This window comes from Fulvivirga sediminis, from assembly GCF_016757215.1.
GTDB lineage: Bacteria > Bacteroidota > Bacteroidia > Cytophagales > Cyclobacteriaceae > Fulvivirga > Fulvivirga sediminis.
This window is the reverse complement of sequence record NZ_JAESIY010000001.1, coordinates 659,710-675,900: the sequence shown is the minus strand read 5'-3', so window position 1 is coordinate 675,900 and position 16,191 is coordinate 659,710. Positions and strand designations below refer to the sequence as shown.

At 37.6% G+C, this 16,191-nt stretch carries 19 protein-coding genes and 1 tRNA gene; 6 read left to right on the top strand and 14 right to left on the bottom strand.

The genetic code is table 11. The features are described from left to right. Positions 1–16: 16 nt before the first annotated feature. Together JL102_RS03030 and JL102_RS03025 are read right to left on the bottom strand one after the other, a co-directional pair. Complete coding sequence (locus tag JL102_RS03030) at positions 17–499, bottom strand: hypothetical protein (protein ID WP_202242252.1); 483 nt, start codon at positions 497–499, stop codon at positions 17–19. 7 nt (positions 500–506) lie between these two features. Beyond that, entirely contained in the window at positions 507–1,349 is an 843-nt protein-coding gene (locus JL102_RS03025) for a helix-turn-helix domain-containing protein (RefSeq protein ID WP_202242250.1), read from the bottom strand. 196 nt (positions 1,350–1,545) lie between these two features. On the opposite strand from JL102_RS03025, the gene hxlB reads away from it, so the two are divergent. The 3 genes from hxlB (at position 1,546) to arsB (ending at position 4,043) form a co-directional block, all read left to right on the top strand. After that, complete coding sequence (gene hxlB / locus JL102_RS03020) at positions 1,546–2,127, top strand: 6-phospho-3-hexuloisomerase (RefSeq protein ID WP_202242248.1); 582 nt, start codon at positions 1,546–1,548, stop codon at positions 2,125–2,127. A gap of 51 nt (positions 2,128–2,178) precedes the next feature. Beyond that, positions 2,179–2,805: a 3-hexulose-6-phosphate synthase gene (gene hxlA / locus JL102_RS03015; RefSeq protein ID WP_202242246.1), complete on the top strand. Its 627-nt coding sequence runs from the start codon at positions 2,179–2,181 to the stop codon at positions 2,803–2,805. Between the two features lie 200 nt (positions 2,806–3,005). Next, positions 3,006–4,043 carry an ACR3 family arsenite efflux transporter gene (arsB, locus tag JL102_RS03010; RefSeq protein ID WP_202242244.1) on the top strand — a complete coding sequence of 346 codons (1,038 nt, stop codon included), beginning with the start codon at positions 3,006–3,008 and terminating at the stop codon, positions 4,041–4,043. Positions 4,044–4,093: 50 nt separating this feature from the next. Here the strand turns inward: arsB and JL102_RS03005 are convergent, their stop codons facing one another. The 4 genes from JL102_RS03005 to JL102_RS02990 all read right to left on the bottom strand — a co-directional run bounded on the left by JL102_RS03005 (position 4,094) and on the right by JL102_RS02990 (position 7,476). Next, on the bottom strand, positions 4,094–4,756 hold the full coding sequence (locus JL102_RS03005; protein ID WP_202242242.1) for a hypothetical protein: 663 nt from the start codon (positions 4,754–4,756) through the stop codon (positions 4,094–4,096). Between the two features lie 101 nt (positions 4,757–4,857). Next, on the bottom strand, positions 4,858–5,757 hold the full coding sequence (floA, locus tag JL102_RS03000) for a flotillin-like protein FloA (protein ID WP_202242240.1): 900 nt from the start codon (positions 5,755–5,757) through the stop codon (positions 4,858–4,860). A gap of 459 nt (positions 5,758–6,216) precedes the next feature. After that, complete coding sequence (locus JL102_RS02995; protein WP_202242238.1) at positions 6,217–6,975, bottom strand: DUF1828 domain-containing protein; 759 nt, start codon at positions 6,973–6,975, stop codon at positions 6,217–6,219. Between the two features lie 12 nt (positions 6,976–6,987). Beyond that, positions 6,988–7,476 carry a DUF6978 family protein gene (locus JL102_RS02990; RefSeq protein WP_202242236.1) on the bottom strand — a complete coding sequence of 163 codons (489 nt, stop codon included), beginning with the start codon at positions 7,474–7,476 and terminating at the stop codon, positions 6,988–6,990. 477 nt (positions 7,477–7,953) lie between these two features. On the opposite strand from JL102_RS02990, the gene JL102_RS02985 reads away from it, so the two are divergent. Beyond that, positions 7,954–8,532 carry a hypothetical protein gene (locus JL102_RS02985; RefSeq protein ID WP_202242234.1) on the top strand — a complete coding sequence of 193 codons (579 nt, stop codon included), beginning with the start codon at positions 7,954–7,956 and terminating at the stop codon, positions 8,530–8,532. A 171-nt stretch (positions 8,533–8,703) separates the two neighbouring features. Here the strand turns inward: JL102_RS02985 and JL102_RS02980 are convergent. After that, positions 8,704–8,777: transfer RNA gene (locus JL102_RS02980), tRNA-Asn, on the bottom strand. A 398-nt stretch (positions 8,778–9,175) separates the two neighbouring features. Here JL102_RS02980 and JL102_RS02975 point away from each other — a divergent pair. Continuing rightward, complete coding sequence (locus JL102_RS02975; protein WP_202242232.1) at positions 9,176–9,595, top strand: Hsp20/alpha crystallin family protein; 420 nt, start codon at positions 9,176–9,178, stop codon at positions 9,593–9,595. Positions 9,596–9,651: 56 nt separating this feature from the next. Here JL102_RS02975 and JL102_RS02970 read toward each other — a convergent pair whose 3' ends face one another. Then, on the bottom strand, positions 9,652–10,554 hold the full coding sequence (locus JL102_RS02970) for a hypothetical protein (protein WP_202242230.1): 903 nt from the start codon (positions 10,552–10,554) through the stop codon (positions 9,652–9,654). Positions 10,555–10,617: 63 nt separating this feature from the next. Beyond that, the gene (locus tag JL102_RS02965; RefSeq protein ID WP_202242228.1) at positions 10,618–11,895 is read right to left on the bottom strand and encodes a CHASE2 domain-containing protein; all 1,278 of its coding nucleotides are present in this window, start codon (positions 11,893–11,895) and stop codon (positions 10,618–10,620) included. Positions 11,896–11,998: 103 nt separating this feature from the next. Between JL102_RS02965 and meaB the strand changes: the two genes are divergently transcribed. After that, a complete protein-coding gene (meaB, locus tag JL102_RS02960) occupies positions 11,999–12,982 on the top strand; it encodes a methylmalonyl Co-A mutase-associated GTPase MeaB (protein WP_202242226.1) in 984 nt (327 codons plus the stop codon). Here meaB and JL102_RS02955 read toward each other — a convergent pair. From JL102_RS02955 to JL102_RS02935, 5 genes are read right to left on the bottom strand one after another with little or no spacing between them, the layout of a single operon-like run. Then, on the bottom strand, positions 12,979–13,671 hold the full coding sequence (locus tag JL102_RS02955) for a Dph6-related ATP pyrophosphatase (protein ID WP_317191609.1): 693 nt from the start codon (positions 13,669–13,671) through the stop codon (positions 12,979–12,981). The genes meaB and JL102_RS02955 overlap by 4 nt on opposite strands. 32 nt (positions 13,672–13,703) lie before the next feature. Then, positions 13,704–13,850 carry a DUF5522 domain-containing protein gene (locus tag JL102_RS02950; RefSeq protein WP_202242222.1) on the bottom strand — a complete coding sequence of 49 codons (147 nt, stop codon included), beginning with the start codon at positions 13,848–13,850 and terminating at the stop codon, positions 13,704–13,706. 6 nt (positions 13,851–13,856) lie between these two features. Further along, complete coding sequence (locus JL102_RS02945) at positions 13,857–14,243, bottom strand: acyl-CoA thioesterase (RefSeq protein WP_202242220.1); 387 nt, start codon at positions 14,241–14,243, stop codon at positions 13,857–13,859. Beyond that, positions 14,194–15,165 (bottom strand): cobalamin-binding protein, encoded by a 972-nt coding sequence (locus JL102_RS02940; RefSeq protein WP_202242218.1) that lies wholly within the window; start codon positions 15,163–15,165, stop codon positions 14,194–14,196. Before JL102_RS02940 ends, JL102_RS02945 begins: the two co-directional genes overlap by 50 nt. Before the next feature lie 9 nt (positions 15,166–15,174). Then, entirely contained in the window at positions 15,175–16,191 is a 1,017-nt protein-coding gene (locus JL102_RS02935; protein WP_202242216.1) for a YncE family protein, read from the bottom strand.

The following is a 16,191-nucleotide window of genomic DNA, read 5'->3' as shown; positions in this document are numbered from 1 at the left end:
ACTCATTTAACCCTCTTTAAAGATAGTCTTCTGCTTTCTCTACTTCTTGTTTGTAATCTGTTTGCAAGTCGGCATGGAGCTTACCATAAGCTGCTTTTATTTTCTTCACCTGCGATTGATACATATTCTTGAGCACACTACCCCCATGAATATTTATGTCTCTTTTCTGCACCCCTAAACAAAAATAAAGCAGCAGCTCCAACTCCGTTCTTTTCTCACCAGAATAACGGATATACTTATTAAGCTGCCGTAGTATCTTTCTTATATTCTTCTTGGCATAATAGTAGGAATGGGTATTCACTTCATCCAGAGCATCATCTACATATTCTTTTATCAGATCAATGTAGGCATCTTCATCTGGAGCTTCAAAAATGAGGTAAGTAAGTAGTTCTTTATTATCCTTCTTGAATTTAGCCAGCCTTAGCAACATAGCTGCCATCTGCTCGCTATCCATTTCTCTAAGTTCCTTCTTAATATCTACTAAGCTTGCTGCTTTCATCTATATTTTAATTAATCAACGTATTGGCATGTGCTCGTACATGCTCTTTCACTTCCTCCTGAAATTCCTGTGGAGTTTTAGCGGTATGTTGCTTAAAGAAACGACTAAAATAAGATCGATCATTAAAGCCCAGGTTAAACGCTATTTCTTTTATGGTATTCTCACTATGGATAATTTGACGTTTTGCCTCCAGCACCACTCTCTCATGAATGAGATTTGTGCCTGTTTTGTTCAACTTATCTTTAAGAACCTGATTTAACCTTTTCGCACTTATACCCAGCTTATCAGCATAAAAATCAATATTCCTTTGCTCTAAATAATTCATTTCTAATAAAAGCATAAACTCATACACCCGCTTTTCATGAATATCATGCTTGGTAAAATGCTGCTCTTTCAATTGAATAAGTTGCAATAAAAACACCTTGAGCAAGGCCTTGATCATAGTCATATTCATAGCAGAACGCTTATACTCTTCATTCAGCAGGTCAAAAACGGTAATAAGACCTTTTGAGCTTTCTTCATTTACCTGCAAACAAGAAAACTCACCCTGAATATTGAACATACGAAATACATCCAGCAAAAACTCTTTTAGGTCTCCCTCCAAAAGCTCTCTTTTAAAGGAAATTAGCACCCCTTTCTTGCCTGCCTTGTTGAGCTGATGCACACGGTAAGGAGGAATAAGATAAATCCAATCTCCCCTTAAGGTTTGAAAATCATGCTGAGGAACATGTAGTGCCTCCTCATCATGCAACCATACTATTTCAAAAAACTCTCTTCTTCCAGGATCATCCAGATAAGAAGGAGGACACTGATCCAGATTTCGAATAAATAAAACCTTATCACTTAGCATATTCTCTACTATTTATTATCAACCTAAAATCGACTCATTTCCAAATTGTACCACAATAATAGACAATATCACCACCAACTCTTTCAATATTAGCAAATTGTACTACACATTTATCTGATCGTGTACAAAGGCCCCCTTAAGGCCTCCCTACATTTGCCCCATTAATAATTAACGGCATTTTCATCAATTCATAAACATGAATACATCCACCACTACTGAGGCTAAGGCTATAAAAAATGCACTGGAAATGATTCTTAATGAGCACCAGGAACTATCTAAAAGGCTCACTTTTGAACCAATAACTTCTATAATACCTGCATTAAACGAAGCTAAGAATATTTTCTTGATTGGAGCAGGACGCACAGGCTTTATGATCAACGCAGCGGCTATGCGACTGATGCATTTAGGATATTCTGCTTATGTGGTGGGAGAAACCACTACGCCAGCCATAGGCGAAGGAGATGTGCTTATAGCCGCTTCAGGATCAGGCACTACCTCATCTATAGTAAAGGCAGGAGAAACGGCTAAAAAAGTAGGAGCTACTTTGATATGCTTTACAACTAATGCTACTTCTCCGCTAGCCGAAACGGCAGATTATACTGTAACCATACCTGCTGCTGGCAAGCAAGACCATAACACCAAAGTGTCTTCTCAATATGCCGGCAGCTTGTTTGAGCAGGGCTTTTTATTACTGTTCGATGCGCTAATCCACGAGCTATGGAATATAGATGGTAGCTCCGCAGAAGAACTATGGACAAGACACGCAAACATGGAGTAAATCTCATTTAACAATAAATATAATTTCGAAATAAAATAACTATATAACATTATGGCCAAATTACAAGTAGCAATTGACTTGCTTACCACAGAAGACGCCATCGCTTTGGCAACTAAAGTAGCACCTTACGTAGACATCATCGAATTAGGAACTCCTCTAATCAAGAGTGAAGGTCTAAGCGTAATCACTGCTATGAAATCAGCTTTCCCTGATAAAATGATCTTTGCTGATTTCAAAACTGCTGATGCTGGTGGTCTTGAAGCTGAAATGGCTTTTAAAGCAGGGGCTGATTACATCACTATCTTGGGAGCTACTGGTAACTCTACCATCTCAGGAGCTGTAGAAGCTGCTAAAAAATATAATAGAGCGGTAGTAGTAGATACTATCGGTGTAAAAGACAGAGTGAAGCGTGCTCAGGAAGTAATTGCTCTCGGAGTAGAATTCGTAGAGCTACATGCTGGGTTAGATGAGCAGGCTGAGCCTGGTTACTCTATTCAGGTTTTAATAGATGAGGCTTCAAGAGCTGGAGTACCTGTATCTATTGCCGGTGGAGTTAATATCAATAACATAGAAGCAGTTAAAAACTCAGGTGCTACTGTAGCTGTAGCCGGAGCTGCTATTTATGGTCAGGAAGATCCTGCTGCTGCCGCTAAAGCTTTAAAAGAAGCCTTAGCTTAAGTTAAGTTACTAAGCATTATGCTTATTTTATTATGGGCCTCATATCTTACGATATGAGGCTTTTTCATGTTCTACCTATAACATCTCTTTAACAAAAAGCGACATCCTTTTCAGTAGCCCTTAAATCAGTTGTAACTTTGCAGCGTTAGCAATATGAGTTCTACATTGCCCTCACTAATTAAGGTTAAACTATTCATCGCGTGACTAATAAAAAATTAAGCTTTTTAGACCAATACCTAACTCTGTGGATATTTTTTGCCATGATAATAGGCGTAGTCATTGGCTACCTTTTCCCATCATCATCGGCCTTTATCAACTCTTTTAGCAGCGGAAGCACCAATATTCCTATAGCCATTGGCTTGATATTGATGATGTACCCTCCTTTAGCTAAAGTGGACTACAAGCTACTACCACAGGTTTTTAGAAACACGAAAATACTTTCTATCTCTTTGTTGCTCAACTGGATCATAGGCCCTACCCTGATGTTTGTGTTGGCTCTGATATTCTTGCATGACTATCCTGAATATATGGCAGGCTTAATACTGATTGGCTTAGCTCGCTGTATAGCCATGGTATTGGTTTGGAATGACCTGGCAGACGGAAGCAGTGAATATGGTGCCGGATTAGTAGCTCTAAATAGTATTTTTCAGGTCTTTGCTTATAGTTTCTATGCTTGGTTATTCATTACCAAGCTGCCTCCACTTTTCGGTTTTGAAGGTGCCACTATTGACATATCTATTGCCACCATAGCTGAAAGTGTAGCCATCTATCTGGGCATTCCATTTTTAGCAGGATTGCTGAGCCGGATAATATTGGTAAAAATCAAAGGAGAAGAATGGTATAAAACGAAATTTATTCCTACCATTTCACCATTAACGCTGATTGCACTGCTCTTCACTATAGTAACTATGTTTTCACTCAAAGGTGAGCTGATCGTGCAAATACCAATGGATGTTATCCGCATAGCGATACCTCTCTTAATTTACTTCGCACTCATGTTTTTAATCGGCTTTTTTATAAGCAAAGCCATGGGCGCCGAATATGATAAAAATGCTTCTATAGCCTTCACCGCAGCCGGTAACAACTTTGAACTGGCCATAGCAGTAGCCATAGCCGTATTTGGCCTTAACTCGGGCCAGGCTTTCACTGGTGTTATTGGACCACTGGTAGAAGTCCCCGCTTTAATTATATTAGTAAGAGTAGCCTTTTGGTTAAAGAAGAGGTATTATAGTTCTTAAGTAGAGATGAAGGGTCTCCGGGCAAGCTCAGCAAAACAGAGCTACTTTATTTATGATTTAGCGGAAACCATATTTTTCTTGATCATTTTAAAGGCTTTTTTATAAACATCATAAAGGGCTGTCATCTTATTGGTAACATTCACATGTGATTCGGCGCCTTCATCCTCCTTAATGATTAATGAATTGATAGAAGTATGCACCAAAAACTTAGCTTCTATACTTTTGGAACCGATAGCATAAACATTAAAAATCATATCTGCTTCACTTGATTCATCATCGGAGTTATAAGATGCGTTGTATTGATTGAGTTCCTTTTCTGCATAAAACTCATAAATTGATCCATCTTTAAAATTATTTAACCGAGTTTCAATTATGTATCTCACCCCTAATTTATCTCCAATTTCCGACAAAGTGATACTGTCAGAAAGCGTCAGATGATCAAGCATATCCTTACTTATGCCCGATTTTATGAGATTATATTCTTCTTCTGGCAAATATAAAAGCCTGGCTTCGGTATCTTTAAATTGCACTTTAGTCTGCTCATACAAATTTTGAGACCAGTAATCTTTAATCCCCTTCGTGGGAAGAATCAAGATTCGCGAATTTTCAATAAGCCTGGGAGTACCATAGTAGTTGGTGATTTTCGTGTTAACACATGATGTGATTAACAATACTGCCATTACAATCAGCGACAATCTTAAAATATTATTCAAAATGATATTAATTAATATATTACTACAGATAATTAATACTAAATATATTAATTATTTTATATTAAATAACATTTATTAATTAAATTAATTCACTCAAATGACTAGTTCCGCTTTTTGAATAATTGCCCTTGCCTGAAGGCATCAGATAGAGCCGCAGGTATTTCCGCTTCTGCATCTATTACTTTGGCTTTAGCCTCCTGAATACGAGCCATCATCTCCTGCTCTTGTGCTATAGCCATAGCGCGTCTCTTTTCAGCCTTAGCATTAGCCACACTCAAATCTGCCCGAGCCTGATCTATTTGCAGTTTGGCTCCAATATTCTCTCCTATATTAATATCAGCAATGTCAATAGACAGTATTTCAAAAGCCGTCCCCGCATCTAGTCCATTAGCCAAGACTCTGCTAGAAATCTCCTCCGGCTTTTCCAATACTTCCAGATAACTCTCCGCCATACCTATGCGTGATATTACCCCTTGACCTACACGAGCCTGAATAGTAGCCTCTCCAGCCCCACCAACAAGCGTTTGAATATTGGTTCTTACCGTTACTCTGGCCTCAGCAATCAGCTGTATACCATCTACAGAAACCGCTGTAATAGATGGAACCACAATAATGTACGGAGTTACTGAAACCTGCACCGCCTGCAACACATCTCTACCAGCCAAGTCAATAGCAGTAGCCTGTTTGAAATTCATTTCAAGATTAGCTTTATCTGCAACAATTAACGCTTTGATCACATTTTGCAGATTACCATTAGCCAGGTAATGCGTTTCGAGCTGACTGGAAGTAACACCTTTAATACCCGCCTTGGTAGCTAATATCAAAGACCTCACGATAAGTTTGGGCGGTACCTTTCTAAACCTCATAAACACCAAGTCTAAAAGATTAACCCGAACACCTGAAAAAATAGCCGTAACCCATAAATCAATAGGGAAGATGAAGAAGAACAACCAAAGACCTATAATTATAGCGGCAATGACGATTATAGTTGCAACAGGCATAAGAATATGTTAATGATAAATAAGTTCTCTAATGTAGCTGAAGTTAATTGACTTTTAACCTAAAAAGTGAACTATAAATTACCTCTCACCAAGATTAAGTATGATTGGCGAATAAAACAGAAGCATCATCAATTGACCTTGTCAAATAAGGAAAATAAAGCCACCTGGTTAAAGCCTATTCTTTTGACAACCATTCCTCCCGAAGCATAGCATACATACACCACATCGTCAACATACTCTCCATAGAGAGAAAAGCCCCCTAGTTAGGAGCCGATAACAATCAGCGAACTCTTAAAGTGAAATAAATCGAACCGCAATCAAATGGAAACACTTGCACGGTTTTAACCTACATCACTGGTATACACCCAACCTAAATAGGTATCATAAATCAAACTTCAATATCCACATATGTGGAACTTTCGGCAAACCATATTTTTTTTAGTTTCATTAGTCCTAGTTTTAAGCAACTAAGTTTGGGATATTGTCTTCTCTCTTTGACCACTCAAAATATTTAATATTATACTCTTCTAATGCTCTTTGTACTTCAGAAGAAATCTCATTTTCATCATTTAGTATTAACAGTCCTTCTGTCTCAGGTCTTACTAAACGGGTATCTTCAAGCATCCACATTACACTCTCGATTCTATCTTTTCTTGGTGTGTTGATAGCTTTTATAGCAACTTCTTTTCTTTGCTTTATTTTAGGTAATGTAAAATCAAATTTATGGCTAAATCCACTTTTACCAATAAAAGTAGTATCTCTAACATAAATAACATCCCTCAACTCGAAGAAAGTGATTACATCTTCAATGAAAAAACTTTCTACTTTGGGTTTAGCAAGGACGAACAAGTCATCAATGGAAAGAATTGCTTGTATTACTCTGTGTTTTACTTGTGGAAAATTTTTAGTGGTGGTTTTTGCTATTAACTCATTGTTTTCTGTTCTTAAAATCCCAAAAGATCGCAATATTATATCAAGTTCCTTAGCCCTTTTTTCACTTCTATCAATGTCAATCCCACTTAATTTCAATTCACTAAGTGTTACACCAGCATCTGAAATAGAAATACTACCGTCTGACTCTTTCCTAAGATAAATCTCAATCATATCGTTTTTATGATTTAAAAAAGGAGTTATCATCTCATGCCAACCATCACCAACTTCCCTCAACGAGATTCCTTTCTTTATCCAGTCAACGTACGAATTTACAAGTTCTATCATCTTTGCAATTTACTAAAAGATGAGATTTTTAACTACCTTAACCCGCAAGTCTTCCACCTTACAGTAAGTGAAAAATTTTATCATTTTCTCATATAAGTCATCTTCTTTTGTAATACCTATCTCAGGGACTTTAGACAAAGGCAATGCCCACCTTTCACCAAAGCCATCCATATAAAAGTGTATATGGTCTTCTCGTAAACAGACATATTCCTCGAAACCATAAAAAATTTTGTCTGGTGCAGGGGCTGGAGGATTTGTATGGTTACCCATAAAATCCAATCTTCGTATTATGTAAGTCTTCTTATACCTCAGTTGCAGTGTAGCCTTATTGACGATTTTATTTTTCCTACTTATGTCTGATTGAAACTTAATTCTGCCAGTATCATTCTGCAATTCAATTTCCAAATATTCGCCTTGCGTTGGGAACTCTACACTTGCCGAATAACAAGGGTATTTTGCTACATCAAATAAAGTTTTGACTTCTGATGGATTCAATTCCATATTTAAGTTTTTACAATTAGGTCCATCCGTATGACACAAAAACCCCTTTTTGATTTATATAAATTCCAATATACATAATTCAAAATACTAAACGTTATGAAAATTAATCTTTTCATAACCTAATTCCGCTCTTAAGAGCTTCAACACCCAAGATCACGGAACTAATACAGCGCTTAAAAAGGCAAAAGAATGTTTACAGATAAAAAAGTAGAAATCACTCTCAGAGAAATGAAAAACAGAAAGGCTTAAAATGAAAAAAGCCTGACTTTCGTCAGGCTTTTGCTCCCCCTTTAATCGATTTCTCGAACCATTTCACGCAGGATCTAAGTACATTGTATCGAATTTCTGAACTAGTATGCATTGCAGAATAACTTTTAACACTTATTCAACTATCTTGTAGAAGATTTAAATTTAGCACATAGACCAGTCAGCATTTTCACAAAAGGTTATCAAATGTAAGAAAACGAATCAAAGGAAATGACTATAGATCCAAAAGGAGATAATGAATTAAAGGAAATGATTATTGACTCAGTAAAGCATATTGAAGATATGACTTTGTTGGACGGTAAAATTTTAGATGAAATGAACAATGCCTTAAGTTGGATCCTAACTTTAACAACTGTTATATTCGTATACTACTCTGAGTTTTTTAGAGACCATTTATCTTGCTATGAGCTGGCCATAACTGATCTCAGTAAAATACTCTTTATTTTTTCACTTGTCCTCTTTTTAACACATAAGATAGCCTTAATTGAATATGACAAAATTAAGGGGAGGTATCTTGGTGACCTTAGAATCTATAGTTTAGATTTAAAATATGACACTAGGAAATTAAGAGATAAATTACCTCTAGCTAAAGAGGAATTTAAAACTTTCATGCTAAAATTAAGGTCAGCACATAGGCGCCCATCATCTGAATCAAGTGAAACTGTTAAAACTTTTGATAAATATGAAAGCAAGTTAGAAATACTTGGGAAAATAATTACAATATCATTCTGGATAGAAATCGGGGCCTTCATCATTTTCGTCGCGGGCGCTGCCATTTTAATGTTTTAAGGCAATAAGGTCAGCAAAAGGCATGAATAGAATAAGTAGAGATACTTTCTTATAAATTTAATGAATCGGAATATCGAACCACTTCCTAAATAATGGAACATGGCCTAATTTTCAAAACAAAGGGGATTTTAAATAAAAAAGGGACCGCTTTTGCAAGCGATCCCAGAAAGGCTCCCCCTCTTGGGCTCGAACCAAGGACCTACTGATTAACAGTCAGCCGCTCTAACCAACTGAGCTAAGGGGGAGTGTGTTTGTGTTTCCCTTAAATGGAGTGCAATTCTACGTCATCGATTTTAAATATGCAACAATTAATTTCAAAAAATCTTAAAAAATTTTCTGAAACCGTATTTATTGAATTTTTACCATAATTGAATATTAAAAAATTTAGCAGACTCTCTTACTCACACAAGAAAATACTAAACCTGCATATTTCCATAACCAATAAAACCAAAGACATTTTTTCACAGAATATTGATTCATAAAAATGACATAATGTCTTGTTTTATGATATTTTACCACTTTTTAATGTCATAATGTCTTCATCTCAACGATATACTCGCATAATTTTAGGATTGGTACAGTTTTCACTAAGAACTAATTATAAATCGAAAAAAAATTCAAGGACTTAAAAAATAATAACACCATGACACTAGTAAGATACAACCCATTGAACAATTTCGTTTCAGGAACATTTGGCGACATGATCGAAAATTTCATTAGAGAAGGAGCCAAAGGCCAGGAAACTTATACTCCTGCCGTGGATATTTTCAAAAATGAAAACTCAATAGAGCTACATTTATATACACCAGGGATAAGCAAAGAAGATATTAAAATAGACTTGAGCGAAGATCTGCTAAACATAAGCGGTGAAAGGAGTCTTGGCGAAGAGTTAAGAAAAAGCGCTACGCAAATAGAGTCAAAATATGGCTCATTCAAAAGATCTTTTAAACTCTCTAAAGAGATTAACATCGAAAAGATAGATGCCTCTTATGACAACGGCATATTGAAGATAACCCTTCCTATCAACCCTAAGAAAGAAGCTCGAGTAATTAAAGTAAATTAATTCTAAAACAAAAAAGGCAGCCAATTGGCTGCCCTCTTCTCATATTGATTGATATACTAGTTTTCCAAATTATTTCTTAATATAAAATCAGAATAGGCTAACTTATATGTTTCCACATGTGGCGCCAGTGTTATGGCTTTTTCATAACTCCCCATGGCATCTATAAGCAAATTATTCTCCTCATAAAATCCCGCAAGGATAAACTGACTTAAAGCATTTTCCTGATCTATTTCTTCTGTTAGGTTTTTAAGCGAATCATTTATCTTCACCTGCTCTTCCGGCTTCAATTTTTTCAAAGCAAAGGTTTTAGAAGAGCTATTTCCATCGGCACTGCTAACATTAAAAATGATCACATTTTGTTTAGACAAACGTGAATCAGCAAGATTTACCGTCACACTATTATGATTACTTTCCAAGGTAAGAAGAGTATCCTCAAACATATTTTTAAAAGTAACTATATACTCAGCTTCGGCATACAAAGAATCCCACCTTACAACCACCTCATTATTCAACACTTTTCCTGAACTCGGCATATAAACCTTAATAATATTCTGCTGCGCACTTGTTATTTCCCTGGTAACAGATCCAGTAGACTTCAACCGATTCTTCTGTGTTTCGGCTGTCATTTTACTTAAAACGAAATCTGCATATTTACCCGCAGCGCCAGAAGTCACCCCTTTTAATGTATCTTCCAAGTCTTTAACCTTATAAGCACCGGGGGTTTTTAACTCCAATGTTTTTCCAGAATGGTGTACCAAACCCACATAAGCACCTTTTGAAAGGACGAGATCATCCAGGGTTTGTAGAACGGCTCCAGTTTTAACCTCTTGCCACTCGGCCTCTCTTTTAAATTTATTGTTTCCTTTATTAGCTAAAACCTTAAAAGCATAATCCTGTCCATGAACCACACCTGCCATAAGCAGAAGCAGAATTAGATTTAAGAGCTTAAATTTCTTCATGGAAAATTACGTTTGAACATTTTGCTATTTTGATTGAACAACCTTACATTGCTGAATAACAATCTATACAGCTTTACGCTTTATGGTAAACAGCTGCTTTCTCTTTTCTTTATTGAAGATATTTTTCACCACTCCATAATAAACTTCAAGTGCATCTCCTGCTAATGCAATGGCCGCCAAAGTAATAACCAAGTTGAGCTTGAAACTGTAAACACTGAAAAGGATGACACTCACAAACAAAATAAAGGCGATTTCAAGCAACTGAATCGTTTTAGTTATCCCATCATACCAGTCTGGCAAACGGTAATAGATGTAAGAAAAAAGCACAACATTAACAAAACAGATGAGTATAGCCAATACTATCCCTAAGCCCTTCTTATCATTTAACTGGTTAACATAATCTTCATTTAAAATCATAGATATGATATTAGCATGCACCACTACTCCATACATATCAGGATTAGCCTTGCCAGCATACTTCTTATTAAGAGGAGTGAAAAATTTATCATCCCAGGAAGTATCAAAAAAATCCTCTCCCATATACCCCAAAAGCACTATTTTATCTTTTATGAGTCCCGGCTCAAACTTTTCATTGAGCACATCTTCTACATCAAGCGCATAAAATCTATTGGGATAATCGGTTGTGGTAAAGGGATCGATGATATTGCCTCTGTAATTAATGACTTCGAGGGAATTATCCCTCTTCAAAAATTTCGAAGCCTTTTGGGGCGAGTATAACTGAGCTATTTTCACAGCAAAAGACTCCTCCCTTTCCTTTCTTACCTTCCTTTGAGGAGGAAAAGCACGACAAGTCTTAAAATCTTCCTGAGTTTCAGCATCTGTAAACAAATTAGAAAACCCATAGTGAGCGTTACTATTAAAAATTTCATGAGAAATATGCAAAGAGTCGAAATGCTCATCTCCCGGATGCTCCATAGCCAATTGAGCTGTTTGAAGAAGCTCCGACACCAACACCAGACTATCCACCTCTCCTAATACCCTGCTTAATAGGACATCACCCAATGTATCCGCCTTTAGGCCATCAAAAAACACATCGACACCCACAATTTTAGGATCATACTTATTAATGATTGAAATCTCATGCGCTAACTGCGCCCTGCTCAGGTAGCCAATATTAACCACTACAATATTAGTATCAGGAAGTGGATCTTCTCTTAGATTAGAAAAGGCAATATCCGTAATATCCATATCATCGAGAGCCTCTCCTATAGGATCAAATGCATCAAAAATTTTAAATTGAGTAACATTAAAGATCACCCACATAATGCAAAAAATGAAGATAGTGGCCAGTGCGGAATCGATCCAGAATTGCTTTTTCATGAAGCCAAAATTGTAACCGTTAAAAGTATAACCCGAGTAAAAGTATAAAAATTAAGCAGTTTTAGATATTATAATTTAATTTAAAGCCATTGACACCATATCTATGAAGCCAAGAAGAAAACGGTTAGCGATCAGTGAATATGTGGAAGGCGTGCTTTCAGGCAACAAGGTGATACTTAGCCGAGCCATCACTTTGATTGAGAGCCGGCTGGATTCTGATTTTGACTTAGCAGAACAAGTTTTAGAGCAAATACTTCCTCACACAGGCCAATCTAAAAGAATAGGCATAACAGGTGTGCCAGGTGTGGGCAAAAGCACTTTTATAGAGTCTTTAGGCTTACTACTTGCCGAAAAAGACCATCAATTAGCCATACTTACTATTGACCCTAGCAGCCAGAGAAGTGGCGGCAGCATTCTGGGTGACAAAACAAGAATGGAAAAGCTATCCCATCATCCTAACGCTTTTATAAGACCATCAGCCACCGGCAATTCATTAGGAGGAGTAGCTAACAAGACCAGAGAAACCATGCTTTTATGCGAGGCAGCAGGCTATGACCACATACTCATAGAAACGGTGGGTGTAGGACAATCTGAGGTGGCCGTAAAAGGGATGGTAGACTTCTTTCTGCTACTCATGCTAGCCGGCGCCGGAGACGAGCTACAAGGCATAAAGAAAGGCATTATGGAGATGGCTGATGCCATTGCTATTACAAAAGCAGATCAGGACAATATTGCGGCCTGTAATAGGGCTAAGGGAGAATATAAAAATGCGCTGCATCTCTTCCCTCCTAGTGAAACAGGCTGGCAACCTGAAGTACTCACCTGCTCAGCCCTCACCCATGATGGAATGGAAAGCATTACCGATCTCATCCAAAAGTATTATTCTCACATGGATACTCATTTGCACGAGCTTAGAAAGCAGCAGAATATCAGCTGGCTACATGAGAATATCAGCTTTTTATTACAGCAAAATTTCTACAGCACTCCGGCAGTAAAGCATCAAATAAAGATAATTGAAAGCCAGGTAGGCAAAGGCTCCATAACCCCGCAGGCAGCAGCACGCCAGCTTTTAGAGTTAGCACATTAATACAAACTGGCAAAGTAAAATGATGACTTATGCTCACTCACAGAGCCATCCTCATTCTTTACATTAAAGGTATAGGTTTTCTCCACCACTTCACCCAACTGATGCACCACAGGAGCTGAAAATAGTGGGCCATCGTAAACAAAAGAATGAAACTCACCATTCTCCCCACAGACATCCACCTGCTCAGGCACCTGACGAAGCCAATCTTGACTGATCTCCTTCCCCACCTGAGAAGCACGAAAATGCTTTTTATCCGCCGCACAAACCCTGGTCTTGTAGCCCTTACTCAGAAATTCGTTGATTAAATCATGAGAACTCTCTTTCCATAGCGGATAAACGCCCTGCATACCAGCACCAGCCAGTTTAGTATCACGAAAAGCCTTCAGATCTTCCAGAAAGATATCACCATACATGATCAACTCCACCCCATCAGCTTTCAACTGGTCAATATAGCCTGAAATTAATTTCTCATAAGTGGCATGACTATCATCTTTATGCAAATAGAGTTTATGTAAAGGAAAGCCTAAAGCATCCGCCTGCTTTTCTATAAGAACCTCAGGCACTCCATGAAGTCCTACTCGCTTCAGCTCAGCATCTATCACCGTATGTAAATGATGTACCTGATATTCATCACTTCCTACTAAGCGATCAAGAGCGAGCATAGAGTCTTTGCCTCCACTCCAGCTGATTGATATTTTAGGTTTATTGCTAATAGAATTGTTTATTTTTTCTTTTTAAAACCATAAGGACAATGTCTGCATCCATTTTTGCAGCAATAGCCACGTTTCAAATGATAGGCCTCTGTAAACACATAGAGCCCGTTTTCAATATAAAACATGTCTTCATTATCCTTATTGTTCTTGCTCATGCGGAATTATAATACGCTAACCGGCTTCTTATTTTCATCTATGGCCACAAAAGAAAATTCTCCTGTTATAGCCCTTTCCCTATCTTCACTGTACATCTGCTCTATAAAAATATCTACCCTTACTTTAAGACTGGTATTACCTACTTTTATCACCTCCCCAATAAGCTCAATGAGCGTACCTGATGGTATAGGGTGATTAAAATCCACCCTTTCTGATGATACCGTAACCACCCTCTTTCTTGAAAATCTGGTAGCCGCTATAAAAGCCACCTCATCCATAAGCTGCAAGGCAGTGCCTCCGAAAAATGTATCATAATGATTTACAGTACCCGGAAATACCGCTTTAAACAGTGACGTTCTGGAATGAGCTATTCTCTCTTCTAAATTTTGCATATAAAAAACTATAGTTGACATACCCCGTCCCTTTATGATTAGCAGGGAATAATTCAGGGTAAAAAATTTCACTTAAAATTTCGGCCGATTCGGCAATACTCGGCCCTGGCCTGTTGAAAAAATGGTTTCCATCTGCTACAAACACCTTTTCATTCTTTACAGCCTTAAGGTTATTCCATCCTTCCTTTTCAGCAAGGAGACACATCTCCTCCATTGCCCTCTCCACATCAAAACCACAAGGCATCACCACTATGATATCAGGATCCGCTTCTACCACACTTTCCCATTCATGATAATGGGAGTGCTCTCCGCTTTTGGCGAATAAACTCTCTCCCCCAGCAAGCTCTACCAACTCAGGAATCCAATTTCCACCCAGCATAAGAGGTGATATCCATTCCACCATAGCTACAGTAGGTTTATTTTTAACCTTTGCTACTTTTTTTCGGATAGTATCAAACCGCTGAGCAATCTCATTCACCAACTCCTCCGCTCTGCTTTCTACTCCCAATACCTTTCCTACTCTGAGAATATCATCAAAGATATCTTTCACTTCGTTAGGTTGCAGGCTTATTAACTGAGAATCTGAGGAGGTAAGCTTACAAACCGCATTTTCTACATCTTGCAAGCTTACCGCGCAAATATCGCAAAGCGACTGAGTGAGTATAAAATCAGGATTGAGTTGCTGTAGTAGCTCCTCATCAATATCATAAACAGACAGGCCTTCTTTGAGCAAATCAATAACGCTGTTATCTATCTCTTCACTAGAGCAGTTAGTATCAAACTTAGGTGCCGTAAGCACAGGAAGCTCCTCTACCCACAGTGGGTAGTTACACTCATGTGACCTACCGACCAACCTATGACCAAGGCCTAGAGCCGCTACTATTTCTGTACTACTGGGAAGAAGAGAGACAATGCGATTCATATTATTTCATTAGTTAAAAATAAAGCCATTAGGTAAGAACCCAGTAGTAAAAGAAGACTGTTCATTACCTTCCAAATCATAGATATAAACCGTGCCAGGCCCAGAATATGCATTTGCATCTCCTACAAAAAGCTTATCACCATTAATACCTACTCCATAAGCGGTAGTTACTTCTACCAAACCTTTTTCTGGTGCCACTGTATCATCAATTCCGAGAGTAAATATCTCGTTTCCTCCTATGAAGTAAAGCCTGTCGCCAGCTTCATTAATGACTAACTTCTCATTATAACCAAAAGCAGTAATCTCTTTTATCGTTTTAATCACTTTATTGGTACTCGGGTCTATCTGAACTAATGCTCCAGAACTGCAAAGCACCCATATTTTATTATTTTTGTCCAATACCATGGCATCCGGACGCTCCTCCGTCTCAATGGTTTCTACCACTTTATCTGTATCAATATCTAACACTGATATGGTATTTGAAGCAGAATGAGTAACGTATAGCTTTTCTTCAAAAATTAATAGCCCTTGAGTTTTTGAAGGCATATCTATCTTCTTAGTTACTGTATTACTACTCAAATCAACCACTGTAAGAAAAGCATCTACATACTTATAATCGGGTGTTTGTGTGCCCCAGTTAGATATGTACCCTTTATTTCCAACAGCTACAAATTTATAAGGAATGGCTAAATCAGTGGTAATAGTCCCTTCCAATAAATAGTCTTCACCATTAACTACAACTAACTCATCTGTAGAGTTACCAACCACATAATATTTTCCATTATATTTAGTTACACTTTGTATTATGGCTCCAAATTCAAAATCATTGGCAGCTTCAAAAAGCCCGTTCTCTACTTTTTCTGTTTCATAGTTATAACCAGAAATTGAGCCATCAGCGGCAGAAAAATTACCTTCATTAATCACAACAACATCATGCGAAAAAGAAGGTCCCTCATCATCATCGCCACACGCAACAGCAAAAAGAGACGCAAAAATTAGTAAAGCGTAGAGTTTAATTTGTTTCAT

Excerpts from the sequence above, each read along its gene's own strand:
- JL102_RS02995 (WP_202242238.1), bottom strand. The coding sequence starts at position 6,975 with ATGATAGAACTTGTAAATTCGTACGTTGACTGGATAAAGAAAGGAATC.
- hxlB (WP_202242248.1), top strand. The coding sequence starts at position 1,546 with ATGAATACATCCACCACTACTGAGGCTAAGGCTATAAAAAATGCACTG.
- floA (WP_202242240.1), bottom strand. The coding sequence starts at position 5,757 with ATGCCTGTTGCAACTATAATCGTCATTGCCGCTATAATTATAGGTCTT.
- JL102_RS02970 (WP_202242230.1), bottom strand. The coding sequence starts at position 10,554 with ATGAAGAAATTTAAGCTCTTAAATCTAATTCTGCTTCTGCTTATGGCA.
- JL102_RS02985 (WP_202242234.1), top strand. The coding sequence starts at position 7,954 with ATGACTATAGATCCAAAAGGAGATAATGAATTAAAGGAAATGATTATT.
- JL102_RS02945 (WP_202242220.1), bottom strand. The coding sequence starts at position 14,243 with ATGCAAAATTTAGAAGAGAGAATAGCTCATTCCAGAACGTCACTGTTT.
- hxlA (WP_202242246.1), top strand. The coding sequence starts at position 2,179 with ATGGCCAAATTACAAGTAGCAATTGACTTGCTTACCACAGAAGACGCC.
- JL102_RS03030 (WP_202242252.1), bottom strand. The coding sequence starts at position 499 with ATGAAAGCAGCAAGCTTAGTAGATATTAAGAAGGAACTTAGAGAAATG.
- JL102_RS02950 (WP_202242222.1), bottom strand. The coding sequence starts at position 13,850 with ATGAGCAAGAACAATAAGGATAATGAAGACATGTTTTATATTGAAAAC.
- JL102_RS02990 (WP_202242236.1), bottom strand. The coding sequence starts at position 7,476 with ATGGAATTGAATCCATCAGAAGTCAAAACTTTATTTGATGTAGCAAAA.
- JL102_RS03025 (WP_202242250.1), bottom strand. The coding sequence starts at position 1,349 with ATGCTAAGTGATAAGGTTTTATTTATTCGAAATCTGGATCAGTGTCCT.
- JL102_RS02940 (WP_202242218.1), bottom strand. The coding sequence starts at position 15,165 with ATGAATCGCATTGTCTCTCTTCTTCCCAGTAGTACAGAAATAGTAGCG.
- JL102_RS02975 (WP_202242232.1), top strand. The coding sequence starts at position 9,176 with ATGACACTAGTAAGATACAACCCATTGAACAATTTCGTTTCAGGAACA.
- JL102_RS02965 (WP_202242228.1), bottom strand. The coding sequence starts at position 11,895 with ATGAAAAAGCAATTCTGGATCGATTCCGCACTGGCCACTATCTTCATT.
- JL102_RS02935 (WP_202242216.1), bottom strand. The coding sequence starts at position 16,191 with ATGAAACAAATTAAACTCTACGCTTTACTAATTTTTGCGTCTCTTTTT.
- meaB (WP_202242226.1), top strand. The coding sequence starts at position 11,999 with ATGAAGCCAAGAAGAAAACGGTTAGCGATCAGTGAATATGTGGAAGGC.